Below are 25,259 nucleotides of genomic sequence, written 5' to 3'. Positions count from 1 at the left end.
TGTTTCATATCCGGGATACTGTCCCGGATATGAAGCAAGAAGACGGGGCTCCCGACCCCATGGACGCCCGCCTCGGCGCCCGCCTGGCCGAACTGCGGGCCCAACGCGGCTGGTCCCTGGGAGAGTTGGCGGACCGCAGCGGAGTGAGCCGCTCGACCCTCTCCCGCGCCGAACGCGCCGAGACCAGCCCCACCGCCTCCCTCCTCAACCGCCTGTGCGGCGTCTACGGCCGCACCATGTCCCAGCTCCTCAGCGAGGTCGAGGCCGAGCCCACCCCGCTGCTGCGCGCCGCCGACCAACCCCGGTGGGAGGACCGCGCCTCCGGTTTCGTACGACGTTCCGTGTCGCCCCCGCACACCGGCCTGCGCGGCGAACTCGTCGAGGGCCGGCTCACGGCCGGCGCCGACCTCGCCTACGACCGCCCACCCGTGCCGGGCCTCGAACAGCACATCTGGGTCCTGGAAGGCACCCTCGACGTGACGGCCGGCGACACCGACCACCACCTCGACACCGGCGACTGCCTACGGCTGCGGGTGTGGGGCCCGACGCGGTTCCGGTGCCCGGGTCCGGACGGGGTCCGCTACGTACTGGCGGTGGTGCTGCCATGAGGACGGAGCAGTTGAGCGCACCTCAACTGTTCGCCACGGTCGAGGAGTTGGCGGAACTGCTGACCGACACCGTGCACGACGGCGCCTCGATCGGATTCCTCGCGCCGCTCGACCGGGCGGCGGCCGTCGCCTGGTGGCGGGAGCGTGCCGACGGAGTGGGCGCGGGGCGGCTCGCCGTGTGGGTGGCGTGGGACGGCGAACGGGTCGTCGGCACGGTGAGCCTGGCCTTCGCCGACAAGCCCAACAGCCGCCACCGCGCCGAACTGGTCAAGCTGATGGTGCACCGGGACGCCCGCGGCCGGGGCCTCGGCCGCGGACTCCTGACCGTCGCCGAGAACGCGGCGGTGGCGGCCGGCATCACCCTCCTCCACCTGGACACCGAGACGGACAGCGCCGCCGAGCACCTCTACGACTCGGCCGGCTGGACCCGGGCCGGTGTCATCCCCGACTACGCGGCGAGCCCGGGCGGGGAGCTGCGGCCGACGACGCTCTACTACAAGCGGGTGGGGGCGGGGGTACACACTCCCACCAGGTGATTGTCAGTGCCGGACGCTATCTTGCGTGTCATGCCGGATGCCGAAGACGTACGCCGTATCGCCCTCTCCCTCCCGGACACGACGGAGAAGATCGCCTGGAACATGCCCACGTTCCGGGTCGCCGGGAAGATGTTCGTCACCGTGCCCGAGGAGGAGACCTCCATCGCCGTGCGCTGTCCCAAGGAGGAGCGCGACGAACTGGTCCTGGCCGAGCCCGAGAAGTTCTGGGTCGCCGATCACGAGGCGGGCTTCGCCTGGGTCAGGGCCCGGCTCGCCGCGCTGGACAGCGAGGAGGAGCTGCGCGACATCCTCGCCGACTCTTGGCGCCAGGCGGCCCCGCCCCGACTCCTGGAGTCCTACCCGGAGTTGGGCCTGCCGTCCGCCGACTGAGCCGCCCCGGCGCGGAGTCGGTCGGCGGGTCTCAGCCCCGCGTACCGGCGCGACCGCCCCCGACGAAACCGGCGATGCGTTCGCGCAGCGACCGGGCGTCGAGCCCGTGGGCGGCCAGGTGTTCCTCGACCGTGCCGTAGCGCCGCAGTTCGGGTCGGGCCACGCCCAGACCCAGTACCCGGTGGGGCACGTCGGCGAGCGCGTCGTTCGCGGCGGCCGTCGAGGTGCCCGCGAGATACGGCTCGACGAGGACGACGTCGGTCCCGGCCGCCAGCGTGGCACGGCGCAGCGCGGTCGCGTCGAAGGGCCGTACGGTCGTGGCGTACAGGACGGTGACGTCGAGGCCCTCCGTCGCGTCGAGTGCGGCGTCGAGCATCGGCCCGACCGCGACGACCACACCGGAGCGGCCCTCGCGGACCGGGAGGAAGCGCTTGCCGTCGACCGGACGGGCGTCGGCGTTCGACTGGACGGAGAGCCGTACGTACACCTTGTCGTCGCCCGCGGCGACCGCGTGCCGCAGCAGGGTCTCGGCCTCGTCCGGGTGGCCCGGCACATGCACGGTCCAGTCGTCGAGGGTGTCGAGGAGCGCCACATCGCCCGGAGCCATGTGCGTCGGCCCGCCGGCGGGCCAGTCGAACGAGGCCGCCGCACTCACCAGCACCGCGCCGACGCCCTGGTGTCCGAGGTCCAGCTTGACCTGCTCGAAGGGCCGCTCGACGAGGAAACTGGCGAAGGTGTGCAGCACGGGGCGCATCCCGGTCAGCGCGAGTCCCGCACCCGCCCCGACGAGCAGCTGCTCACGGATGCCGACGTTGATCACCCGGTCCGGGTGGCGGAGTTGCGCCTCGGTGAGAGTGGCCACGCCGATCTCGGCGAGGACGACCGCGACGCGCGGGTCCTCGTCGAGAAGCCGGGAGACGACAGGGGCGAAACGGTCACGCATGGTGTCCATGGAGAGAAAGCCCTTCTTGAGCCATTGCCGACTGGATTGGTGAACGGGCGGACGATCAGGCGGACTTGGGTTCCACCCGGGCCACGACCGCATGCGGCCGGCCCGGATGCGGCGCGGTGAAGGCGGCGTACAGCGCTTCGTGATCGCGGCCGTCGACCGTCACCGTCGACCAGCCCGCGGCCTCGAAGCGGGCGGCGATGCCGCCGGGCCGGGCGTGAGTGGCGGAGGAGTTGTCGACGACGACGGTGTGCAGCCGGTCCAGCCCGGCGGGACCGGCGAAGGCGATGGCCTCGTGGTTGCTGCCCTCGTCCAGTTCGGCGTCCCCGACCAGCACCCAGACCCGGGGCTCGGTCCGCCCCTGGGCGCGCAGTCCCAGTGCCGTCCCGACGGCGATCGGCAGCCCGTGCCCGAGCGATCCGCTGCCGATCTCGGCGCCCGGCACCAGCACCCGGTCGGGGTGGTGGCCGAGCGGGGAGTCGTAGGAACCGAAGTCCGGGAGCCACTCCACCGGGACGAATCCCTTGGCGGCGAGCACGGCGTAGTACGCCATCGGCCCGTGCCCCTTGGAGAGCAGGAACCGGTCCCGTTCCGGGTCGCCCATGCGTTCCGGGCCGACCCGCAGCACCCGGTCGTAGAGCACCCACAGCACGTCCAGCGTCGAGGTCGCCGCCGGACCGTGCTTCTCGTCGCCGGTCATCAGTCCCATGAGCCGGTGCAGGTCGCCGTGCGTGTACGGGCGGCTGTGTTCCGTGGTGGTGGTCATGCGGACGATCGTGCAACCTCAACCAAACTTCAGGTCAAGCGCGGCCCGGGAGGCGGCCGGAAGTCGGCCCCCGATAAAGGCGTGCGCGATCACCGACGCGAGTGCGGTATTGTTTCCATGCGCGTTCGACCAGGGGAAACCCCAGGTCAGATGGGCAACGGGACGTGGCGCAGCTTGGTAGCGCACTTGACTGGGGGTCAAGGGGTCGCAGGTTCAAATCCTGTCGTCCCGACTCGGCAGAGTCGTAGGCAAAGGGCGGTTCCGGAGAAATCCGGTACCGCCCTTTGGTCACTTCTGGGATCTCGGGGCCCTCCAGGGGCAGGATTCGTCCTGCGATGACATTCCTTGAGCACCTTCCGATCCTCTCCGCCGACGACGTCGAGCGGGCACTGACCCGGGAGCAGGCGGCAGCGGCCCTGACCCGCGCGCTTCGGGCGGGACTGGAGCCGGGCGAGGACCTGGAACGGTCCGTACTCGACGTGACCGGCGGCCAGTTGCTGCTCATGCCGTCGGCGGGGGCGTCCGCCGTGGGGCTGAAGACGGTGACGCTCGCCGCGGGGAATCCGAGCCGCGGACTGCCCCGGATCCAGGGCGCCTACCTGCTGTTCGCCGCCGGGACGCTCGAACTGCGGGCGATCATGGACGGGATCGCGGTGACGAACCTCCGGACACCGGCCGTCTCCATGGCGGCGACCGCTCCGCTGCTCACACGGTTCACCGAGCCGATCGAGCTGGTGGTGTTCGGGGCGGGTCCGCAGGCGGTCGGTCACGTGGACGCGATCCGGGCCGTCGGCCCGGTCGAACTGGCCGACGTCACCTATGTGGTGCGCCACCCCGAACGGGCCCGCGAGCAGTTGCCGCCCCACGCCACCGTCGTCGCCGCGGACTCATCGGAGGTGACGGCGCGGCTCGGGCGGGCACAGGTCGTGGTCTGCGCCACCGGCGCCCGTACCCCGCTGTTCGACTCCGCACCGCTGGCGGACGGCGCGGTCGTGATCGCGGTCGGGTCCCACGAGCCCGAAGTGCGTGAGCTGGACGGCCCGTTGATGGCCCGCGCACATGTCGTCGTCGAAGACGTACGGACGGCGCTGCGCGAGGCCGGCGACGTCGTCCTGGCGATTCGCGAAGGCCACCTCCACGCCGACGAGCTGATCCCGATGGCGGACGTGGTGAGGGGGACGCGAACGCTTCCCCCGGACCGCACCGCGGTTTTCAAGAGCGTGGGAATGTCCTGGCAGGACCTGGTGGTGGCCGAGGAACTCCTCGAACAGCACCGGCGCGGCAGGTGATCCGGCGGGGCCGGAACCACCACGACCCCGGTGAGTGGACCGTCCTCGCCCCTACGGCCGCGGACTCCGCTGCCTGCGTCGATTTCCCGCCAATCGCCGACCGCGTCCGCGACGGCCGGGTCGACGTGTTCGCGCCAACTGCCTCAGCCGTACCCGGAGCGATCAACTCCCCTTTCCTGGCACAGTCGATCAGTGTCGATCAGTGTCAGGGCACCTGGGTTGCCAGTGCCAACGGTCCGGAGAACTCCTGCCGTCACTGGGCGCAGGGCATGTTTTGCGTCCCCGACGCACCTGCGGGCAGTCGGAGATCTATCGACTCGGCGTCAAATGTTGTGCACAAATTCCACACAGACCTCTCTCCAGGCGGGCACACATGGTCTAGATTGACCTTGCTTCGCACGGTGTGACACCAGGCGACAAAAGATGATCTATGTGTCCGGCGATGCGGATGGCCAGCAGTTGTGGCTCTTGCGCCGGACGTGGGGGTGATCAACTCTGTTAGCCCGAGGGGGGCTTGGGGCATGGAGAACATTCGAAGTCGCGACGGTTTCCCGTGCGCTTCAAGAGGCTGGCAGGACCTGCGGGTCCGGTGTTGCCAGGGTGGGTTGTTCGCGAGGATCTGATGTGGGCGGGACGTCGTGCGCCGGGGGCGCGGACTTCCCGAGGGGGAACAGCGGAGTGCGAGCTTCCGTGGGGGAGCTGCAGTGCGGGGGGCGGGGGCCTCCTGCAGGGGACGAACAGTGTGCGGCGACCACGTCAAACCACTGGGGACCTTGGGGGGTTCTGTGCGGCAGGGGGGAATAGTCGGCCCTTTTCCGTCGGCGCGCGGGCGTCTGGCGGACGGGGCGATCGGACAGCCCGCTCTCGAATGGGAGCAGCGGTACAGACGTACCGTGATCTTCAGCGACACCGTGGCCACCGCTTGCGTGGTGGCGTCGATCGGTGACTTCTTCGGGGCCCGGGACGCGGCCAACTGGCATGAGAAGTGGGGCATTCTCGCGTTCGGCACCCAGCTGCTGGTGCTGGGCGCGCTGGCGGTGAGCCGCGCGTGGTCCCCGGCCGTACTCGGTCAAGGGGCCGAGGAATTCCGTCGGTTGGGACGTTCGCTGTTCACGGCGACGGTCGTGCTGGCGCTCGGCGGGATCGCTCTGACCTCGCGCAACATCAAGCTCTGGATCTTCGTCGCGATCCCCGCGATCGCGATCGTCACCATGACCGAGCGGTATGTGCTCCGCCTCTGGCTGCACAAACAGCGCAACGAAGGACGCTGCCTGAGACCGGTGCTCGCCGCCGGGAGCCCGGCGACCGTGCGCGACCTGATCAGCCGGACCCGCAAGTTCCCGCACCTCGGCTGGCGCGTGGAGGCCGTGTGCACGACGGACGGCCGCGGCGTCGACGGCGATCAAGGCGGCCTGGACGGCGACCAGTTGGACGGCGTGCCGGTCATCGGTCAGCTGGAGGACGTCGCCAAGCACGTCCGTCACGACGGCTACCGGGTCGTCGCGGTCACGCCCGACCCGCACTGGTCACCGGACCGGTTGCAGCGGCTGGCCTGGAACCTCGAAGGCAGCGACGCCGAGATGATCGTCGCCCCCGTGCTCATGGAGGTGGCCGGCCCGCGGCTGCACGTCGACGCGGTGCTCGGGATACCCCTGCTGCGGGTCAGCATGCCGACCTTCACCGGAGGCCGCCGGGCGATCAAGGGAGTCGTCGACCGGCTGGGCGCCGCGATCCTGCTGATCGTGTTCGCGCCGCTGATGATCCTCGTCGCGCTGTTCGTGCTCATGGACAGCCGGGGCGGCGTGTTCTACCGCCAGCGCAGGGTCGGCAAGGACGGCAACGAGTTCACCATGCTCAAGTTCCGCAGCATGGTCGCCGACGCCCACCGGGCACGCGCCGAGCTGGCCGACCGCAACGAGGGCGCGGGCCTGCTGTTCAAGCTCCGCCGCGATCCCCGGGTGACCCGGGTCGGCACGGTGCTGCGCCGGTACTCGATCGACGAACTCCCGCAGCTCTTCAACGTGCTGACCGGATCCATGTCGCTCGTCGGACCCCGGCCCCCGCTGCCGGAGGAGTCCGCCGCGTACGACCCGGACATCCGAAGACGGCTGCTGGTCAAGCCCGGGCTCACCGGCCTGTGGCAGATCAGCGGGCGCAGCGACCTGCCGTGGGAGGAGGCCGTCCGCCTGGACCTCCGGTACGTGGAGGACTGGTCGCTCGCCCTGGACACAGTGATCTTGTGGAAGACCTTGCGTGCCGTGATCCACGGGCAGGGGGCCTACTGATGCGCGGGGGTCGTCCGACCGGCGCGCGGACCGCAGGCCGCAGGGGCCTGCGTGGGGGGAGAGAGCGGTCATGAGAGTCAGCGTCTTCGGGCTCGGCTACGTGGGCTGTGTGTCGGCCGCGTGCCTGGCGAGCATGGGCCACGAGGTCATCGGGGTGGACGTCAACCAGGTGAAGGTCGACCTGGTCAACGACGGCAAGGCCCCGGTCGTGGAGGAACGTATCGGCGAACTCATCGCCGAGGTCGTACGGACCGGCGCGCTGCGCGCCACCCGCGACGTCCGCGAGGCGATCGCGGACAGCGAGGTGTCGCTGATCTGCGTGGGCACCCCGTCGGAGCCCAACGGCAGCCTGTGCACCACCTACTTGGAGCGGGTCACCGAGGAGATCGGTGCCGCGCTCGCCGAGCGGGGCGGACGGCAGACCGTCGTGTTCCGCAGCACCATGCTTCCCGGCACCTGCCTGAACCTGCTGGTGCCGATCCTGGAGAAGCACGTCGGCGGCACCGCCGGAGTGGACTTCGGGGTCGCGGTCAACCCGGAGTTCCTGCGCGAGGGCACCAGCGTCAAGGACTTCTTCGACCCGCCGAAGACCGTCATCGGCGAACTCGACCCGGCCAGCGGCGACGCGGTGGCGGCGCTCTACGACGGCGTGCCCGGCGAGGTGTTCCGGGTGCCGATCCCGACCGCCGAGGCCATCAAGTACGCGGACAACGCCTTCCACGGACTCAAGATCGGCTTCGCGAACGAGCTGGGCGCCGTGTGCCAGGCCCTCGGCGTCGACTCGCACCAGGTGATGGACGTCTTCCTCGCCGACCGCAAGCTGAACATCAGCCCCGCCTATCTGCGCCCCGGCTTCGCCTTCGGCGGCTCCTGCCTGCCCAAGGACCTGCGCAGCCTGGTCCACGCGGCGCAGCGGGCCGACGTCTCGGTGCCGATCCTCTCCCACGTGCTCGCCTCCAACTCCGACCACCTCCAGCGCGCGGTGGACCTGGTCGAGCGCAGCGGCAGGCGCAAGGTGGGCCTGTTCGGCCTCTCGTTCAAGCCCGGCACCGACGACCTCCGCGAGAGCCCGCTCGTCGAACTCGCGGAACGGCTCTTCGGCAAGGGCTACGACCTCAAGATCTACGACGCCAACGTGAGCCTCTCCCGGCTCCTCGGCGCGAACCGCGAGTACATCGAGAGCCGCCTGCCGCACCTCGCACAGCTGCTCGCCGACTCCGTCGACGAGGTGCTGGACCACGCCGAGGTGTGCCTGGTGGGCACCAAGGACGCGACCGTTCTGTCGGCGCTGCCCCACACGGGCGACCCGGCGATCATCGACCTCATCCGCCTTCCCGACGCCGACGCGCGCCGGACCGAACCGGGATACATGGGCCTTGCTTGGTAACGAGACCAGTGGCGACGGCACAAGACGTCGCGCACTGATCCTGGTGGAGAACCTGTCGGTCCCCTTCGACCGGCGGGTGTGGCAGGAGTGCACCACGCTGCGCGACGCGGGCTGGGAAGTGCACGTCATCTGCCCCCGGGGCGAGAAGCGGGACACGGAGGCGGAGGCGGTGATCGACGGGGTGCGGATCCACCGCTACCCGTTGCGCGCGGCCACCGGAGGTCCCGCCGGTTATCTGCGGGAGTACGGATCGGCGCTGTGGCACACGCTCAGGCTGGCCCGCAAGGTCGGCCCGGTCGACGTGGTGCACGCCTGCAACCCGCCCGACCTGCTGTTCCTGCCCGCCCTGTGGATGAAGCGGCGCGGCGCGCGCTTCGTCTTCGACCAGCACGACCTGGTGCCCGAGCTGTACCTCTCCCGGTTCGACCGCGGCGAGGACCTGCTCTACCGCGCGGTGTGCGCGCTGGAGCGGCGGACCTACCGGGCCGCCGACATCGTGCTCGCCACCAACGAGAGCTACAAGGACGTCGCGCTGAGCCGCGGCGGCAAGCGGCCGGAGGACGTCTTCGTGGTGCGCAGCGCGCCCGCGACCGACCGCTTCCAACCCGTCCCGCCGGAGCCGGAGTTGAAGCGCGGCAAGCCCCATCTGCTGTGCTACCTCGGCGTGATGGGCCCCCAGGACGGCGTCGACTACGCCCTGCGGGCCCTGGCGAAACTGCGCGACGAGGTCGGCCGCACCGACTGGCACGCGGTCTTCGTCGGCGCCGGCGACGCCTTCGACGCGATGGTCGAACTGTCCCGGCAGCTCGGTCTGACCGACCAGGTGCAGTTCACCGGACGCATCCCGGACGCCGACCTGGTGCGCTACCTGTGCACCGCCGACGTGTGCCTCTCCCCGGACCCGCACAATCCGCTCAACGACGTGTCGACCATGAACAAGGTCCTGGAGTACATGGCGATGGGACGGCCGATCGTCTCGTTCGACCTCCGGGAGGCGCGCGTCTCCGCCGGCGACGCCGCCGTCTACGCGCCCGCCAACGACGAGGCCCAGTTCGCGAAGCTGATCGCACTGCTCCTCGACGATCCGCAGAAGCGGGCCCGGATGGGGAAGACCGGCCAGGAGCGGATCGGCGGACCGCTGTCCTGGGAGAACTCGCAGGCGTCACTGCTCGCCGCCTACACCGCCGCCTGCCGGGACCGAGCCCCGGTGTCCGCGGGTGGGCCGCTCCGTACGGGGAAGAGGCCGCACCATTGAATGACGACACGATCCGTCTGGCCACGATCGGACGGATTCTCCGCCGGCGCTGGCGGCTCCTGGCCGTCCTCGCCGTAGTGGGCGCGCTCTTCGGCTACGGCACCTCGGTGCTGCTGCTCCCGCCGCGCTACACGGCAGAGGCATCGGTGCTGCTGCCGGGCCAGTGGGAAGAGCGCGAACTGCTCACCCAGGTGGACATCGCCACCAGTTCGGCGGTGGTCGACCGCGCGGCCGCCGCGCTGAAGTGGGGCGTCAACGGCACCGAACTGCAGAAAGACGTGACGGCCAAGGCGGACGACGGGAACATCATCAAGGTCTCCGGCACGGCCGACACCCCGGAGCGCGCGCAGCGGCTCTCCGACCAGCTGGCCCAGCAGTTCGTCACCTTCGCCACCCGTATCGCGGGCGGCGACACCGACCCCGCGGCGGACACGGCGACCGAGGCGCTGCGCAAGCAGGTGGCCGAGACCAACCGCCGTATCACCGACCTGGCCGAGGCGGCCGATCCGGGGCAGACCGTGGAGGGCGTGCAGGCCCGCACCGAGCTGGAGGGTCTGCGCACCGGGCTGCAGGACGCCATGAAGAAGCTGGAGGAGGCCAACCCGGCGAGCGCCAAGGCCAACATGGTCGTCATGGGTCCGGCACCCCGGCCGGCCGGGGCGGCGGCGCCGACCAGGATGCAGCTCGTCGTCGGCGGGGCGCTGCTGTTCCTCGTGCTCGCGGTCGTCGGCCACCTCGCCGCCGCACGGGTGAGCCGCCGGCTGCGCACCGAAGCGGAGATCGCCGCGGCGCTCGGCTCGCCGTTCCTCGGCACCGTCGACGTGCCCGGCGAACGGCACGGGCACCGGCCCGAGAGCCACGGCTCTCGGGCCCGGCTCCGCCGGCTGCTCGGCACCGACGTCCGGTGGGACGTACCGGCCCCGCAGCGGTCCGGCGACGAGGCCGAGCGGCGGCTCCGCTACCGGCGGGTGTGCGCCCGCCTCCGGGACCAACTGCCCGCCCCCCGGCGGCTGCTGGTGGTCGTACCGGAAGGTGACGAGGTCGCCCGGCTGGCCGCCGGACAGCTCGTCGCCGAGGCCACCAACGACCCCCGGCTGCGGGTCGTGGAGGTCTCCGTCGACCGGCCGATCGTGCCGGACCGCGACACCGAGTCCGGTGCCCTCGCCGTCCTCAGCGCGGGGAGCTGGACCGCCGCCGACCTCACCGGCATCGCCGAGGCCTGCGCGGACGGCGGCCACGAGCTCGTCGGCGTCGTCGTCGCCGGCACGGTCCGCACCCGGCCCACGGAGAAATCCGCCGACCGACTGTCCGACGACGCCACATTGACGTTCGCGGTACACGGCCACGCGACAGGAGATTCAGCGTGACGACGAGCACGACTTCGGAGTCGTCGGCCGCCACCCCGCTCCTCGACCTCCAGGCGCTGGTGGTCGCGGTGCGCAGACGCCGCCGCCTGTGGGGTGCCATGGCGCTCCTCGGACTGCTGGCCGGCGCGGCCGTGGCGGTGCTGCTGCCGCCGGCCCCGGCCGCCGTGACCAAGGTGCTGGTCGCGCACCAGGAGGACCAGCCGAACGACACCGGAACACTGATCCGCACCGACGCCCAGCTGCTGGCGACCTCGCGGATCGCCGGTGCGGCCCTGAAGATCCTCAAGTCCCCGGAGAAACCCGAGGACTTCATGAAGGACTACCGGGGCACCGGACTGACCAACAACGTCCTTGAGATCGATGTGTCGGGCAAGACCGACGCCGAAGCGGTGGCCCGGGCCAAGGCACTGGCCGAGGCGTTCGTCGCCGACCATGCCAAGCGCATCAACGACATCGCGAACGCCAACGCCCAGGGCCTGCTCGATCAGCAGGCCCGGATGCAGGCGGAGCTCGCCGACGTCAACAAGTCGATCGGCGGCCGGTCGCCCGACACCGACCCCAAGGACGCGGCGAACCTGGAGTCGCTGTTCGCCCGGCGGGCCGAACTCACCTCGCAGATCTCCGACTTCGGGCAGCGCGCCGAGGAAGCACGGGTCGGCGCGCCCCAGCTCGTGGCGGGCACGCAGATCGTGGACGCCCCGCGCGCGGTGGCGCACTCCCTGCCCAAGGCGCTCGTCACCGACGGCGTGGTCGGCCTCGTCCTCGGGCTCTTCCTCGGGCTCGCGCTCGCCGCGGTCGGCGTGGTGGTCGCGGACCGGCCCGTGCTGCGCCGCGACGTCGCGGCGAACCTCGGCGCCTCGGTCATCGCCGAACTGCCGCGCCGCTCGGGCCGGTTGTGGCAGCGGCGACGGACCCGGGTGGCCCGCGAACGGCTGACCACCACGCTGGCCCGCACCGCGCGCGGCGCGGCGGAACCGCTGTCGCTGCTGGAACTCGGCTGCGCCCGCAGCACGGCCGGGATCGCCCTCGGTCTCGCCCGGGCCCTGGGGGAGGACGGTCCGGTGACCGTCGTCGACGGCCTCCCCGGCACCCAGCTCTCGGGCCGCCGCCCGAAACCGGGAGACCCCACCGTGGTCGGCGGCGAGAGGGCCGCCACCGTGTCCCCGCAGGACCAGCGCATCGGCGTCGGCTCGGTGGCACCCGGCACGGCGTGGACCGACCTCCAGTACCTCGGCACCCGCACCGTGCTCGTCGTCCGTGCCGGGCACGGCAGCGCCTCCTGGCTGCACACCGTGGCCCGGCAGCTCGCCGACCAGGGCATCCCGGTCGTCGGTGTGGTGCTGATCGACCCCGATCCGCGCGACCGCACCGACGGCACGCTGTGGGACGGGCTGGCCAACGCGCTACGCGGCCGGACCGAGCCGCCGGCCTGGCAGAACGCGACCGGCAGGCGGCTGGCCGAGCGCCAGCCGATACGGGCCGCACGGGTCCCGGACAACGACCAGGAGGTGCGGTAGACGTGTGTGGCATCGCGGGCACGTACCGATGGCCGGACGGCAAGGCCGTCACCGACCGGCTCACCGACACCCTCGCCCACCGCGGCCCCGACGGCTCGGGCCGCTACGGCCACCCGCTGGGCGACGGCGAGGTGCAGCTCGGGCACCGCAGACTGGCCATCGTCGACCTGTCCGAGACCGGCGCCCAGCCGATGGTCTCGGACGGCCTCGCCCTGACGTACAACGGCGAGCTGTACAACGCCCCTGAACTCCGCGCCGAGTTGGAGGCCACCGGGGTGCGCTTCCGCGGCACCTCCGACACCGAGGTGCTGCTGGAGGCGTGGCGGCGCTGGGGCACCGACTGCCTGCCCCGGCTGCGCGGCATGTTCGCGTTCGGCATCTTCGACGAGCGCACCGGCGACCTGGTCCTCGTCCGCGACCAGCTCGGCATCAAGCCGCTGTTCCTGCTCCGGCGCGGCGAGGGCCTGATGTTCGCCTCCGAGCTCAAGGCGCTCGCCGCCGCGACCGGCAAGTCCCTGGAGGTGGACCAGGCGGCGCTCGTGGCCTCCCTGCTCTACTACTGGGTGCCGGACTCGCGTTGCGCGTTCCGCGAGGCGGAGAAGCTGCCGCCGGGCAGCTGGCTGCGCTGTCGGCCCGACGGCCGGGTGGAGCGCGGCAGCTTCTGGAACCTGAAGGACGTCGCCGCCGAGGGCCAAGGCCGCGCCCTGGCCGGTGAGCGGCCGGACCTGGCCGCCATCGTCGAGGAGTCGACCCGCCGCCACCTGATGTCCGACGTGCCGGTGGCGACCTTCCTCTCCGGTGGCCTCGACTCCAGTTATCTGACCGCGCTGGCGGCCCGCCACCAGCCCGGGATCTCCGCCTACACGATCGGATTCCGCGCCGAGGACGCCAAGTTCGAGGCGATGCCGGACGACCTGCGCTACGCCCGGCAGGTCGCCCAGCAGTTCGGTGTCGACCTGCACGAGATCGAGATCGCCCCGAACGTGCTCGATCTGCTGCCGCAGATGACGTACAGCCTGGACGAGCCGATCGGCGACCCCGCCGCCATCAACACGTACCTGATCTGCATGGCCGCCCGGGAGGCCGGGGTCAAGGTGATGCTCTCGGGGATGGGCGCCGACGAGCTGTTCGCGGGGTACCGCAAGCACTTCGCCAACCTGCTCGCGCTGCGCTACCAGCGCGTCCCGCGACCCCTGCGGCGAGGAGTGTCCGGGGTCGTGGACCGGCTGCCGGTCGCCTCGGCCACCCGGGGCTACCGGTCGGTGCGTTTCGCGAAGCGGTTCCTCTCCTTCGCCGGTCTGCCGGAGGAGACCGCGTTCCGGCGCAGCTACACCATGTACGACCAGGACGAGCTACTCGCGCTGCTCAATCCTGACCTGGCCGGGACGGTCGACGACGTGATCACCGAGCACACGGACGTCTACCAGGACAACGACCTCGACGACTTCGTCAACCGCATGTGCCTGACCGACTCCCGCATGTTCCTGCCGGGCCTGAACCTCACGTACACGGACCGCTCCAGCATGGCCGCCTCCACCGAGGTCCGGACGCCGTACGTCGACATCGAGGTCGTCAAGGCGGCGTTCGCCGTGCCCGGCAACCGCAAGATCGTCGGCCGGCAGGGCAAGGCCGTCCTCAAGGAGGCGGCCACCTCGATCCTGCCCAAGGAGATCGTCTACCGGCCCAAGGGCCTGTTCAGTGCCCCGCTGCGGGCCTGGATGAGCCGGGACCTGGCACCGCTGGTGCGCGAGGTGGTCAACGACGGCGAGCTCGTCCGGTCCGGGCTGCTGCGCCGTGACGCGCTGGCCCGGATGGTCGCCGAGGACGCCGCCGGACAGGCGGACTACTCCAAGCATCTGTGGCACGTACTGACCCTCGAGTACTGGTATCGCGACGCGACCTCTGGCTCCGCCCAGAGCACTCGGTCGACGGCTTAGGAATCAGGAGTTCTGGTGAAGCAGGTTGTACAGAACTACAAGAGCGGCGAGCTGGCGGTGCTCGACGTTCCGGTACCGGGGTGCAAGCCGGGCGGGGTGCTGGTGCGCAGCGCCTACTCGCTGATATCCACCGGCACCGAGCTCATGAAGGTCTCCGAGGCCGGCATGTCGATGCTGGGCAAGGCCCGCTCGCGCCCGGACCAGGTGGCCAAGGTCATGCAGAGCGTGGCCACCAACGGACTGCCCGCCACCTACCGCAAGGTGATGGGCAAGCTGGACTCCTACACCCCGCTGGGCTACTCGCTGTGCGGGGTCGTCGAGCAGGTCGGCGCCGGGATCGACGACGTGAAGGTCGGCGACCTGGTCGCCTGCGCGGGCAACGAGCACGCGCTGCACGCCGAGTTGAACTGGGTGCCGAAGAACCTCTACGCCCCGGTCCCCGACGGTCTCGCCCCGCAGCACGCGGCGTTCGGCACGGTCGGCTCGATCGCGATGCAGGGCGTCCGTCAGGGCGAGCCGCAGCTCGGCGAGGTCGCCCTCGTCATCGGCCTCGGCCTCATCGGGCAACTGGTGGTCCAGCTCCTCACCGCCGCCGGAGTCCGCGTCGTCGGCGCCGACCCGGACCCGGCGCGCTGCGAACTCGCCGAGCGCCTCGGCGCAGCGGCCTGCGGCGACCCCGCCTCCGCCGCCGTGGAGGCGGCCGTCGCGGAACTCACCGACGGCCACGGCGTGGACCAGGTGTTCCTGGCCGCGGGCGGCGGCAGCAACCAGCCCGTCGAACTGGCCGCCCGCCTCGCCCGGGACCGCGGCCGGGTCGTCGACATCGGCAAGTGCCGCCTCGACCTGCCGTGGAACGCGTACTACGAGAAGGAACTCGACGTCCGCTTCTCGCGCTCCTACGGCCCCGGTCGCTACGACCCGTCGTACGAGCTGGAGGGCCGCGACTACCCGATCGGCTACGTCCGCTGGACCGAGCGCCGCAACCTGGCCTGCTTCCTCGACCTCGTCGCCCGTGGCCGCGTCGACGTGGAGCCGCTGGTCTCCCACATCGCCGACTTCGACGACGCCGTGGAGACGTACCAGCGGCTGAAGGACGGCGAGTTGAAAGCCGTCGCCGTGCTGTTCCGCTACCCCGAGCAGACGGAGGAAGCGGGGGAGCCGGAGGCTCCTTCGGTGGCCGTGCCCGCGGTCCGCCGCGGCGAGCAGGCGTCCGCCCCGGCCCGGTCCGCGAAGACTCCGGTGCGGCTCGCGTTCGTCGGCGCGGGCAACTACGCGACGTCGATGCTGCTGCCGCACCTGGCCCGGCGCGAGGGTGTCGAGCTGTCGACGGTCGTCACCACGACGGCGCTCTCCGGGGCCAACGCGCAGCGGAAGTTCGGCTTCGCCAAGGCGACCACCGACCTCGACGCCGTCCTCGGCGACAAGTCCGTGGACGCCGTGTTCGTCGTCACCCGGCACAGCTCGCACGCCGAACTGACCCGGCAGGCCCTGCTGGCCGGCAAGACCGTGTTCGTGGAGAAGCCCCTGGCCCTCACCGAGGACGAGCTGGCCGGCGTGCTCGCGGCAGTGGAGGAGTCCGGCAACGACCGCCTCCAGGTGGGCTTCAACCGCCGCTTCGCGCCGCTGCTGACGGAGGCCAAGGAGCGGTTCGGCGCCCGGACCGGTCCGGCGAGCCTGCGCTACCTCGTCAACGCGGGCAAGCTCCAGCACGGCAGCTGGTACCTCCAACAGGCCGCCGAGGGCTCGCGGTTCGCCGGTGAGGGCGGCCACTTCATCGACACGGCGAGCTGGCTCCTCGACGCCGACCCGGTCTCCGTGTACGCGACGGCCGCGCCCGGCAACGAGGACCTCCAGGTCGTCCTGCGCTACCCGGACGGCTCCACCGCCACCATCAGTTACGTCACCTCCGGAGCCTCGGGCTTCCCCAAGGAGACCCTGGACCTGGTCGGGGACGGCAAGGTGCTGAAGCTCGACGACTTCGTCCGCGCCTCGGTCCACGGCCCCAAGAAGTGGGTCAGTTCGCGGCTGCCCAAGGCCCGGGACAAGGGGCAGAACGCCGAACTCGCCGCGTTCATCAAGGCAGTTCGGACCGGCGGACCCATGCCGGTGCCGCTGGAGTCGCTGGTCGCCACCACGGCGGCCACCCTCGCCGTGGGGACCGGCCTCGCGGGCGGCGCGCCGGTCACGTTGGCGAGGACGCCATGACCATGAGCGCGGGCTGGTACCTGCGCCGGCTCTCCCGGATGGGCCCGCGCGAGATCGCGGGCCGGGCGGGCGACACCGTGCGCAGACGGCGCTGGCGGGCGACCCCGCCCGACTGCCCGACCGTCACCGGCGCCCGCTTCACCGCCGTCCTGCCCGCGGGCACGGTCGCGGAGGTGGCGCCGGACGCCGTGAAGCGGCTCGTCGCCGAGGCGGACCGGCTGATGGCCGGGCACGCCGAGTTCTTCGGCGTGGACCGCGACGACCTCACCGACCCGGACTGGTCCTACGACCCGAAGACCGGGCGCCGGGCCCCCTCGGGCTACGCCTTCGACGTGCCGTACCGCGACGAGAACGTGGCCGGTGACATCAAGCAGATCTGGGAGCCGTCCCGGCACCAGTACCTCACCGTCCTCGCCGCCGCCTACGCGGTCACCGGGGACGAGCGGTACGCCGAGCGGGTCGCCGCGCATCTGCGGTCCTGGTGGGCGGCCAACCCGCCGCTGCGGGGCGTGCACTGGATCAGCGGCATCGAGCTCGGCATCCGGCTGCTGTCCTGGGTGTGGGTCCGCCGGCTGCTCGACGGCTGGCCGGGCGCCGCCGAACTCTTCGAGGACAACCCGGTCGCGCTGAACCAGATCTGGCACCACCAGCGCTGGCTGGCCGGCTTCCCCAGCCGGGGCTCCTCGGCGAACAACCACGTCATCGCCGAGACCGCCGGACAGTTCGCCGCGGCCTGCGCCTTCAACTGGTTCCCCTCGTCGGCGCGTTGGCGCTCCGACGCACTGCGCTCGCTGGACCGGGAGCTGCGGGCCAACACCTTCGACTCCGGCCTCAACCGCGAGCTGGCCACCGAGTACCACGGACTCGTCCTGGAACTCGGCCTGGCCGCGCTCGCCGAGGCCGACGCCGCCGACGTGCCGGTGCCCGAGTCGCTCCGGCTGGTGCTGCTGCGGATGACCGACGCGCTGGCGGCCGTGGTGGACAACCGGCTGCGCCCGCCCCGCCAGGGAGACGCGGACGACGGCTTCGGCCTGATCCTGGACGGCGAGGGCACCGACCGCTGGGGCTCGCTCCTTACCACCGGCGACGCCGTGTTCGGCCGGCTCGACTGGTGGCCGGCGGTCACCGGCACCGACGTGCGCACCCCGCTGCTGGCCGCGCTCATCAGGCCGTACGCGAAGGACGCGGCCGCCCGCCCGGCGACCAGGCCCGACCGCTTCGCCGACGCGGGGCTCACCGTCCTGCGCGGGCCGGAGGAGATCTGGTGCCGCTGCGACGGCGGTCCGCACGGCTTCCTGTCCATCGCCGCGCACGCCCACGCGGACGCGCTGTCCGTGGAGGTCCGGCACGACGGCATCGACGTGCTCGCCGACCCGGGGACGTACTGCTACCACGGGCAGCCCGAGTGGCGGCGGTACTTCCGGTCGACCCTCGGGCACAACACCCTGGAACTGGACGGCGGTGACCAGTCCGTCTCCGGCGGCCCGTTCCTGTGGACCAGGCATGCCCGCACCCGCGTCCTGGACGTGGACAACTCCGGCGCGGGGGTGGCCCGTTGGGCCGCCGAGCACGACGGCTACCAGGGCTCGGTGCACCGCCGCCGGGTGGAACTCACGGCCGAGAGCCAGGAGTTGAGGATCGTCGACGAGGTGCGCGGCCCGCGCCGGGACGTGCGGCTGGCGTTCCACCTCGGACCGGCGGTCGCCGCGGACCTGGTGGGGCACCGCGCGGTGCTCACCTGGATCCGGGACGGCGAGGGGCGTTCCGCCGTGCTCGACCTGCCGGAGCAGTTGTCCTGGCGGGCGCACCGCGGCGAGAGCGAACCGCCGCTGGGCTGGTACTCCGCCGGATTCGGACGCAAGGAACCCACCACCACGCTGATCGGCACCGGCTCCTCAGACGGCACGGACGGCTTCACCACCGTGCTCGGGTTCCGCGGCCAGGGGGGCGCGTGGGCCACATGAGACGGCACTGGGCGCCGGCGGTCGTACCGCTGGCGCTGCTCCTCCTGACGGTCACCGGCTGCGACAGCACGTCGAGCGCCCCGGCCGCGACGAAGCCGCACGCCGCCCCGTCCACGGCCACGTCCGCCGCCCGGTCCGTGGCCCGGGTGTGCGCCAACCCCGCCGCCGGACCGGCGAAGGCGCCCGCGGGCGCGGTCACCGTGGACCCCAAGGTGGTCGGCGACCTGGCGGCGAAGACCAAGAAGAGCCCCCCGAACACCACGTTCTGGCTCAAGCCGGGCACCCACCGCCTTGAGCGGGACCGCTACGCCCAGGTCATCCCCAAGAAGGGGGACCGCTACATCGGCGCGCCGGGCGCCGTGTTCGACGGCCGGAAGGTCAACCAGTACGCCTTCACCGGCAACGCCGCCGACGTCACCATCAGCTATCTCACCGTGCAGGGATTCGTCGCACCGCAGGACGAGGGCGTCGTCAACCACGACTCGGCCGACGGATGGGTCATCGAGCACTCGACGATCAAGGACAACTCCGGCGCCGGACTGATGGCCGGTGCCCGCCAGCAGGTCCGTGCCGACTGCCTGCGCGACAACGGCCAGTACGGCATGAACGCCTACAAGGGCAACGGACCCCTCACCGGCCTGGTCGTCCAGGGCAACGAGATCACCGGCAACAACACCGGTGACTGGGAGCGGAAGCAGAAGGGCTGCGGCTGCACCGGAGGCATCAAGTTCTGGGAGGTCAACGGCGCCGACATCAGCGGGAACTGGGTGCACGACAACCGTGGCACCGGGCTGTGGGCGGACACCAACAACAACGACTTCCTCATCGAGAACAACGTGATCGAGGCCAACGACGGTGCCGCACTGATCTACGAGACGAGCTACAACGCGGTCATCCGCGACAACACGATCCGGCGCAACAACTGGGTCGAGGGCCGCAAGGCCGCCGACAGCGGCGACAACTTCCCGTACGCGACGATCTATCTGTCCGAGTCCGGCGGCGAACCGCGGGTCAAGGCCCGCACCCACAAGATCGAGATCTACGGGAACGTGCTGGAGAACAACTGGTCCGGGATCACCCTGTGGGAGAACGCCGACCGGTTCTGCAACAGCCCGGCCAACACCTCATCCGGTGACTGCACCCTGCTGGTGAAGAAGACCAGCAGCTGTGTACGACCGGCGATCACCAAGGCGCCGCTGTACTCGGACTGCCGGTGGAAGACCCAGTGGGTGGACATCCACGACAACCGCTTCGTGCTGGACGAGTCCGTCGTCAAGTGCACGGAGATGTGCGACCGCATGGCGGTGCTGTCCAACTACGGCACCTACCCGGACTGGTCGCCGTACCACGGCGAAGGGGTGGCCGACGCCATCACCGAGAACCAGCACAACAGTTGGCACGACAACGTCTACGTCGGGCCGTGGAAGTTCGTCGCCGAGGACCAGAGCAAGGTGCTCGACTTCGTGCAGTGGCAGACGGCGCCGTACCAGCAGGACAAGGGCAGCACCCTCGACCTCCAGGCAGGTGGTTGAGATGAGCGAGGACTCGACACGCGGACCGGACACGGTCGGAACGCTGCCCGCGACCGAGCCGCGTCCGGCCGGCACACCGAAGATCGTCGGGATCGTCTGGGGGCTGCTGGTCCTCAACACGCTCGGCTCCGCCGGGGCGAAGACCATCGTCCCGCTGCCCCGCTCCCTCATCCAGATGGTCACCATGGGCTCGCTGGTCGCCGCGTTCGGCCTGGCACTCCTGGTCAACCAGCGGGTACGCATCCGGCCCAGCGCCTACGTGCTGCTGCTCAGCCTGCTGCTGGTGTCCAGCGTGATCTCCAGCGCGAGCCTGGAGTCCGGGATGGGCGCGCTGTTCCGCTGCTTCCGGCTGACGCTCTTCGTCGGCACGCTGTGGCTCCTCAGCCGCTGGTGGGACGGCAGCCTGACGTTCGTCCGGTACCACATCCGGGCCTACTTCGCGGTCCTCGGCTCGGTCGCCCTCGGCCTGGTCGTCTCCCCGGGCAAGGCCCTGCCCGACCTCTACGGCGGACGTCTCGTCGGCGCGCTGTGGCCGCTCACCCCGCCGCAGATCGGGCAGTACGCGGCGGTCATCATCGGGCTCACCGCGCTGCTCGTCATCGGCAAGCGGACCGACCGGACCAGCGCCGTGCTGGTCATCGTGCCGTCGCTGGTGCTGCTCGCGCTGACCCACACCCGGACGGCCACGCTCGGCCTGCTGCTCGGGCTGTCGCTGGCGATCGGCTCGCTCATCCTGACCAGCGCCGCGGCCCGCCGCTTCTTCAGCTGGTCGGTGCTGATCTCCGTGGTGGCCGCGGTCGGCTTCGCCTCCGCTCTCCAGACCTGGTTCCTGCGCGGCCAGAGCCAGGAGAACTTCTCCAGCCTCACCGGCCGGGCCAAGGTCTGGAACGCCCTGCTGGCCGAGCCCCGGTCCACCGCGCAGCAGCTCTTCGGTGTGGGCCTCGGCGACAAGTCCTTCGGCGGGCTGCCGATCGACAACAGCTGGCTGGCCGTCTACAACGAGCAGGGCCTGATCGGTGTCACCCTCGTCGCGATCATCATCGTCGTGCTGGGCGGTGTCGCGCTGCTGCGCCCGCCGTCCTTGCAGCGGGCCTGCGCGATCTTCCTGATCAGCTACTGCGCGATCGCCTCGTACACCGAGGCCGGCCTCGGCGACGCCTCGCCGTATCTGCTCCATCTGGCCCTGGCCGCCTCGCTGCTGGCGGCACCCGCCCAGGCCGCTCCGCTCCCGACGCAGCTCGGGAAGCCGCTCGCGAAGCCCCTCTCGAAGACCTTCGCGAAGCCCGACGCCGCTCGGCGGCACGTCCCGCGCTGGGCCCGTGGATCGGAGGCGAACTGAGCATGCACGTCCTCGTGGTGCACAACCGCTACAACTCGGCGCAGCCGAGCGGGGAGAACAACGTCGTCGACCAGGAGGTGGAGCTGCTGCGCGCGGCCGGCCACCGGGTCGAGCTGTTCGAGCGGCGCAGCGACGACATCGGCGGACGCTCCCTCCTCGGCAAAGCCGCGGTGCCGCTCCTGGTGCCGTGGAACCCGGCCGTGCGCAAGGAGCTGGCCGCCAAGCTGCGCGCCGAGCGGCCGGACGTGGTGCACGTCCACAACGTGTTCCCGCTCCTGTCGCCCGCGGTCCTCGCCGCCTGCGCCGACGCCTCGGTGCCCGCCGTCGCCACGCTGCACAACTACACCCAGGTCTGCCCGCCCGGCACCCTCCAGCGGGACGGCCGCCCGTGCACCGAGTGCGTCGGCTCGACCCCGCTGCCCGCGGTCCGGCACGGCTGCTACCGCAACTCCAGCCTCGCGACCGTGCCGCTCGCGGTCAGCCTCTCGGCCAACCGGAAGCGCTGGTGGACCGGCGTCGAGCGCTTCCTGTGCATCTCCGCCGCGCAGCGCGACGTCCTGGTGACCTCCGGCATGCCGGCCGAACGCCTCGCGGTGAAGCACAACTTCGTCCCCGAACCCGACATCCGCCGCGAGGGCGGGGGCGAGCAACTGCTCTACCTCGGCCGGCTCGCGGAGGCCAAGGGCGTACGGCTGCTCATGGCCGCGTGGGACGAGGTCGCGGCCGGCGGCGGCGTGGGCGTCCCGCTCGCGATCGCCGGCACCGGGCCGCTGGAGAAAGAGGTCGTCGCCTGGGCGGCCGGCCGGGACGACGTGCGCTACGTCGGCCTGCTGGACCCGGCGGAGTGCCGCAAGGCCATCGCGCGGTCGGTCGCCGTGATCGCGCCCTCGACCTGGCTGGAGGCGTTCGGCCTGGTGGTCGTGGAGGCGATGGCGGCCGGGGTGCCGACCGTCGCCGCAGGGCACGGCGCCTTCGTCGAACTCGTCGACGACGGTGTCACCGGGCTGCTGCACACGCCGGGCGACGCCGCCTCGCTCGCGGCCGGAATCCGCCGGATCGCGAACGACCCGGACCGCAACCGGGAGATGGGGCAGGCGGCCCGGCACCGCTACGAGCAGGGATTCAGCCCGGCCGTCGGCCTGGAGCGCCTGCTGGAGGAGTACCGCACCGCGATCGCGGGGCGGTCAGCACTGGCTCGCGGTGGGGACACCCACGCGGGCAGGGGGGATGGGGAGAGCACATGACACGATGCCGACTCTGCGGCTCGGAAGCGACGGCGAGCGTCGTCGACCTGGGGGCGACACCGCCGTGTGAGAGCTTTCTCGCCGCGGACCAACTGGACCTGCCGGAACCGGCGTACCCGCTCCATCTGCGGGTCTGCACCGACTGCTGGCTGGCGCAGATACCGCCGCTGATCACGCCGGAGGAGACGTTCAAGGAGTACGCGTACTTCTCCTCCTTCTCGACCTCCTGGGTGGAGCACGCGCGCACCTTCGTCGACGGCGCGGTGGACCGCCTCGGCCTCGACTCCGACTCCTTCGTGGTCGAGGTCGCGAGCAACGACGGCTACCTGCTGCGGCACGTGGTGGACCGGGGGATCCGCTGCCTGGGCATCGAGCCCTCGGTCAACGTCGGCGCCGCCGCGCGCGAGGCGGGCGTGCCCACGTTCACCGACTTCCTGAGCCCCGAGACCGGCGCGGCCGTCCGCGCCGAGCACGGCCCGGCAAACCTGGTCGTCGCCAACAACGTGTACGCGCACATCCCCGACGTGGTCGGCTTCACCCAGGGCCTGCGCGCCCTGGTCGCCGACGACGGCTGGGTCTCCATCGAGGTGCAGCACCTGCTGACCCTGATCGAGGACAACCAGTACGACACGATCTACCACGAACACTTCCAGTACTACACGGTCGCCTCCGCGATCCGGGCCCTCGCCAGCGGCGGACTCACGCTCGTGGACGTCGAGTTGCTGCCCACGCACGGCGGCTCCATCCGCCTGTGGTCCCGCCCGGCCGAGGTCGCGGGGGAGCCCTCGCAGCGGGTGGCCGACGTACTGGCCCGCGAAAAGGCGGCCGGGCTCCAGGAGTTGGCCGGTTACACCGAGTTCTCCGCCCGGGTCGCCAAGGTGCGCCGGGACCTGCTCCGGTTCCTCATCGACGCGGCCGAGCGCGGCGAGACCGTGGTCGGCTACGGCGCCCCCGGCAAGGGCAACACCCTGCTCAACCACTGCGGCATCCGCCCCGACCTGCTCGCGTACACGGTCGACCGCAATCCGTACAAGCACGGCCGGTTCACCCCCGGCACCCGCATCCCGATCCTGCCGCCCGAGCAGATCGCCGCGGACAAGCCGGACTACGTCCTCGTCCTTCCGTGGAACCTGCGGGCCGAACTGGTCGAGCAACTCGCCTACGTCCACGAGTGGGGCGGCCGGCTCGTCTTCCCCATCCCCGAACTGAGCATCGTCGAGGTCGAGCGGTCGAAAGAGGTCACAGCATGAAGGTCGTCCTGTTCTGCGGCGGTTACGGGATGCGCATGCGCAACGGAACCTCCGACGACGTCCCCAAGCCCATGGCGATGGTCGGACCGAGACCCCTGATCTGGCATGTCATGCGCTACTACGCGCACTTCGGGCACAAGGAGTTCATCCTCTGCCTCGGCTACGGCGCCCACCACATCAAGGACTTCTTCCTCAACTACGAGGAGACGGTGTCCAACGACTTCGTCCTGCGCGGCGGCCGGACCGAGTTGCTCTCCACCGACATCGCCGACTGGACGATCACCTTCGCGCAGACCGGCATCGAGTCGCCCATCGGGGAGCGGCTGCGCCGAGTGCGCCACCACCTCGACGGCGACGAGATGTTCCTCGCCAACTACGCCGACGTCCTCACCGACGCCCCGCTTCCGGAGATGATCGACAGGTTCGCCCAGCGCGACGCGGGCGCGTCGATGATGGTCGTACCGCCCCAATCCTCCTTCCACTGCGTGGAGTTGGGCGAGGACGGACTGGTGGGCGGCATCACCGCGGTGAGCGACATGCCGCTGTGGGAGAACGGCGGCTACTTCGTGCTCCGCCAGGAGGTCTTCGACCACATACCGGAGAACGGTGACCTGGTCGCCGACGGCTGTGCCCAACTGGCCAAGCAGGGGCGGCTGGTGGCACACCAGCACCGCGGCTTCTGGAAGCCGACCGACACGGTCAAGGAGCGGGCCGCGCTCGACGAGTCCTACACCCGGGGCGACCGCCCGTGGGCCTTGTGGGAGAGGGACAGCGCGGGGGTGCGTGCGTGATCAGGCTCGGAGCCGGTCCGCTCGACCGGATCGTCGTCGTCGGCGCCCACTGCGACGACATCGCCATCGGCGCCGGCGGCACCCTGCTGACGCTCTGTCAGGCGCGCCCCGGCATCCGCGTCGACGCGCTGGTGCTCTCCGGCGGCGGCAGCGAGCGCGAGCAGGAGGAACAGGCCGCGCTCACCGCCTTCTGCCCGGGCGCCGACCTGCGCCTGACCGTGCACAAACTCCCGGACGGCCGCCTCCCCGCGCACTGGGAGGAGGCCAAGGCCGCCGTCGAGGAACTCCGCGCGCAGACCGAGCCCGAACTGGTCCTCGCGCCCCGCACCGACGACGCCCACCAGGACCACCGCGGCCTGGCGCAACTGATGACCACGGCGTTCCGTGACCACCTCGTGCTCGGCTACGAGATCGTCAAGTGGGACGGCGACCTCGGCCGGCCGGCGGCCTACCAGCCGCTGGAGACCGAGACCGCCGAAGAGAAGGTACGGCTGCTGCAGGAGCACTACCCCTCGCAGCGGCACCGCCCGTGGTACGACCGCGAGGCCTTCCTCGGCCTCGCCCGGATCCGCGGTATCGAATGCCACGCGCGCTACGCCGAGGCCTTCGCCGTCACCAAACTCACGCTCAACCTGGGGGGTTGAACAC

At 71.3% G+C, this 25,259-nt stretch carries 20 protein-coding genes and 1 tRNA gene; 19 read left to right on the top strand and 2 right to left on the bottom strand.

The genetic code is table 11. The features are described from left to right. Positions 1-29 precede the first annotated feature (29 nt). From ACQHII_RS06950 to ACQHII_RS06940, 3 genes are read left to right on the top strand one after another with little or no spacing between them, the layout of a single operon-like run. A complete protein-coding gene (locus ACQHII_RS06950; protein ID WP_427918408.1) occupies positions 30-608 on the top strand; it encodes a helix-turn-helix domain-containing protein in 579 nt (192 codons plus the stop codon). Beyond that, entirely contained in the window at positions 605-1,144 is a 540-nt protein-coding gene (locus ACQHII_RS06945) for an N-acetyltransferase family protein (protein WP_427918407.1), read from the top strand. Before ACQHII_RS06950 ends, ACQHII_RS06945 begins: the two co-directional genes overlap by 4 nt. Positions 1,145-1,174: 30 nt before the next feature. Then, positions 1,175-1,534, top strand: coding sequence for an MmcQ/YjbR family DNA-binding protein (locus ACQHII_RS06940; RefSeq protein ID WP_427918406.1), 360 nt, complete (start codon positions 1,175-1,177; stop codon positions 1,532-1,534). Positions 1,535-1,565: 31 nt separating this feature from the next. On the opposite strand, the gene ACQHII_RS06935 is transcribed toward ACQHII_RS06940, so the two are convergent. Together ACQHII_RS06935 and ACQHII_RS06930 are read right to left on the bottom strand one after the other, a co-directional pair. Further along, complete coding sequence (locus tag ACQHII_RS06935) at positions 1,566-2,486, bottom strand: transketolase family protein (RefSeq protein ID WP_427918405.1); 921 nt, start codon at positions 2,484-2,486, stop codon at positions 1,566-1,568. 55 nt (positions 2,487-2,541) lie between these two features. Further along, the gene (locus ACQHII_RS06930; RefSeq protein WP_427918404.1) at positions 2,542-3,249 is read right to left on the bottom strand and encodes a transketolase; all 708 of its coding nucleotides are present in this window, start codon (positions 3,247-3,249) and stop codon (positions 2,542-2,544) included. A gap of 158 nt (positions 3,250-3,407) precedes the next feature. Between ACQHII_RS06930 and ACQHII_RS06925 the strand changes: the two genes are divergently transcribed. The 16 genes from ACQHII_RS06925 to ACQHII_RS06850 all read left to right on the top strand — a co-directional run bounded on the left by ACQHII_RS06925 (position 3,408) and on the right by ACQHII_RS06850 (position 25,255). Continuing rightward, a tRNA-Pro gene (locus ACQHII_RS06925) sits at positions 3,408-3,481 on the top strand. Between the two features lie 103 nt (positions 3,482-3,584). Further along, positions 3,585-4,538: an ornithine cyclodeaminase family protein gene (locus tag ACQHII_RS06920; protein WP_427918403.1), complete on the top strand. Its 954-nt coding sequence runs from the start codon at positions 3,585-3,587 to the stop codon at positions 4,536-4,538. A gap of 785 nt (positions 4,539-5,323) precedes the next feature. Then, a complete protein-coding gene (locus ACQHII_RS06915; RefSeq protein WP_427918402.1) occupies positions 5,324-6,823 on the top strand; it encodes a sugar transferase in 1,500 nt (499 codons plus the stop codon). A gap of 70 nt (positions 6,824-6,893) precedes the next feature. Beyond that, positions 6,894-8,210, top strand: coding sequence for a nucleotide sugar dehydrogenase (locus tag ACQHII_RS06910; RefSeq protein ID WP_427918401.1), 1,317 nt, complete (start codon positions 6,894-6,896; stop codon positions 8,208-8,210). Next, a complete protein-coding gene (locus tag ACQHII_RS06905) occupies positions 8,200-9,465 on the top strand; it encodes a glycosyltransferase family 4 protein (RefSeq protein WP_427918400.1) in 1,266 nt (421 codons plus the stop codon). The genes ACQHII_RS06910 and ACQHII_RS06905 overlap by 11 nt, the downstream gene beginning before the upstream one ends. Next, positions 9,462-10,832, top strand: a complete 1,371-nt coding sequence (locus ACQHII_RS06900) for a Wzz/FepE/Etk N-terminal domain-containing protein (protein WP_427918399.1) — start codon at positions 9,462-9,464, stop codon at positions 10,830-10,832. Before ACQHII_RS06905 ends, ACQHII_RS06900 begins: the two co-directional genes overlap by 4 nt. Then, entirely contained in the window at positions 10,829-12,349 is a 1,521-nt protein-coding gene (locus ACQHII_RS06895; protein WP_427918398.1) for a Wzz/FepE/Etk N-terminal domain-containing protein, read from the top strand. The genes ACQHII_RS06900 and ACQHII_RS06895 overlap by 4 nt, the downstream gene beginning before the upstream one ends. A 2-nt stretch (positions 12,350-12,351) precedes the next feature. Next, entirely contained in the window at positions 12,352-14,286 is a 1,935-nt protein-coding gene (asnB, locus tag ACQHII_RS06890; protein WP_427918397.1) for an asparagine synthase (glutamine-hydrolyzing), read from the top strand. 15 nt (positions 14,287-14,301) lie between these two features. Then, positions 14,302-16,491 carry a bi-domain-containing oxidoreductase gene (locus ACQHII_RS06885; RefSeq protein ID WP_427918396.1) on the top strand — a complete coding sequence of 730 codons (2,190 nt, stop codon included), beginning with the start codon at positions 14,302-14,304 and terminating at the stop codon, positions 16,489-16,491. Further along, complete coding sequence (locus ACQHII_RS06880) at positions 16,488-18,455, top strand: alginate lyase family protein (RefSeq protein WP_427918395.1); 1,968 nt, start codon at positions 16,488-16,490, stop codon at positions 18,453-18,455. Before ACQHII_RS06885 ends, ACQHII_RS06880 begins: the two co-directional genes overlap by 4 nt. Further along, positions 18,452-19,987 carry a right-handed parallel beta-helix repeat-containing protein gene (locus ACQHII_RS06875; RefSeq protein ID WP_427925244.1) on the top strand — a complete coding sequence of 512 codons (1,536 nt, stop codon included), beginning with the start codon at positions 18,452-18,454 and terminating at the stop codon, positions 19,985-19,987. The genes ACQHII_RS06880 and ACQHII_RS06875 overlap by 4 nt, the downstream gene beginning before the upstream one ends. A 1-nt stretch (position 19,988) precedes the next feature. After that, positions 19,989-21,326 (top strand): O-antigen ligase domain-containing protein, encoded by a 1,338-nt coding sequence (locus ACQHII_RS06870; RefSeq protein WP_427918394.1) that lies wholly within the window; start codon positions 19,989-19,991, stop codon positions 21,324-21,326. A 2-nt stretch (positions 21,327-21,328) separates the two neighbouring features. Then, positions 21,329-22,570, top strand: coding sequence for a glycosyltransferase family 4 protein (locus ACQHII_RS06865; RefSeq protein ID WP_427918393.1), 1,242 nt, complete (start codon positions 21,329-21,331; stop codon positions 22,568-22,570). Then, positions 22,567-23,820 carry a class I SAM-dependent methyltransferase gene (locus tag ACQHII_RS06860; protein ID WP_427918392.1) on the top strand — a complete coding sequence of 418 codons (1,254 nt, stop codon included), beginning with the start codon at positions 22,567-22,569 and terminating at the stop codon, positions 23,818-23,820. Before ACQHII_RS06865 ends, ACQHII_RS06860 begins: the two co-directional genes overlap by 4 nt. Then, positions 23,817-24,611, top strand: coding sequence for a sugar phosphate nucleotidyltransferase (locus ACQHII_RS06855; protein ID WP_427918391.1), 795 nt, complete (start codon positions 23,817-23,819; stop codon positions 24,609-24,611). Before ACQHII_RS06860 ends, ACQHII_RS06855 begins: the two co-directional genes overlap by 4 nt. Next, positions 24,608-25,255 (top strand): PIG-L deacetylase family protein, encoded by a 648-nt coding sequence (locus ACQHII_RS06850; RefSeq protein WP_427918390.1) that lies wholly within the window; start codon positions 24,608-24,610, stop codon positions 25,253-25,255. Before ACQHII_RS06855 ends, ACQHII_RS06850 begins: the two co-directional genes overlap by 4 nt. Positions 25,256-25,259 lie beyond the last annotated feature (4 nt).

Source organism: Streptomyces sp. cg40 (assembly GCF_050320165.1).
In the GTDB taxonomy this organism is placed as follows: Bacteria; Actinomycetota; Actinomycetes; order Streptomycetales; family Streptomycetaceae; genus Streptomyces; species Streptomyces hokutonensis.
This window is presented reverse-complemented; position numbering and strand designations above follow the sequence as displayed.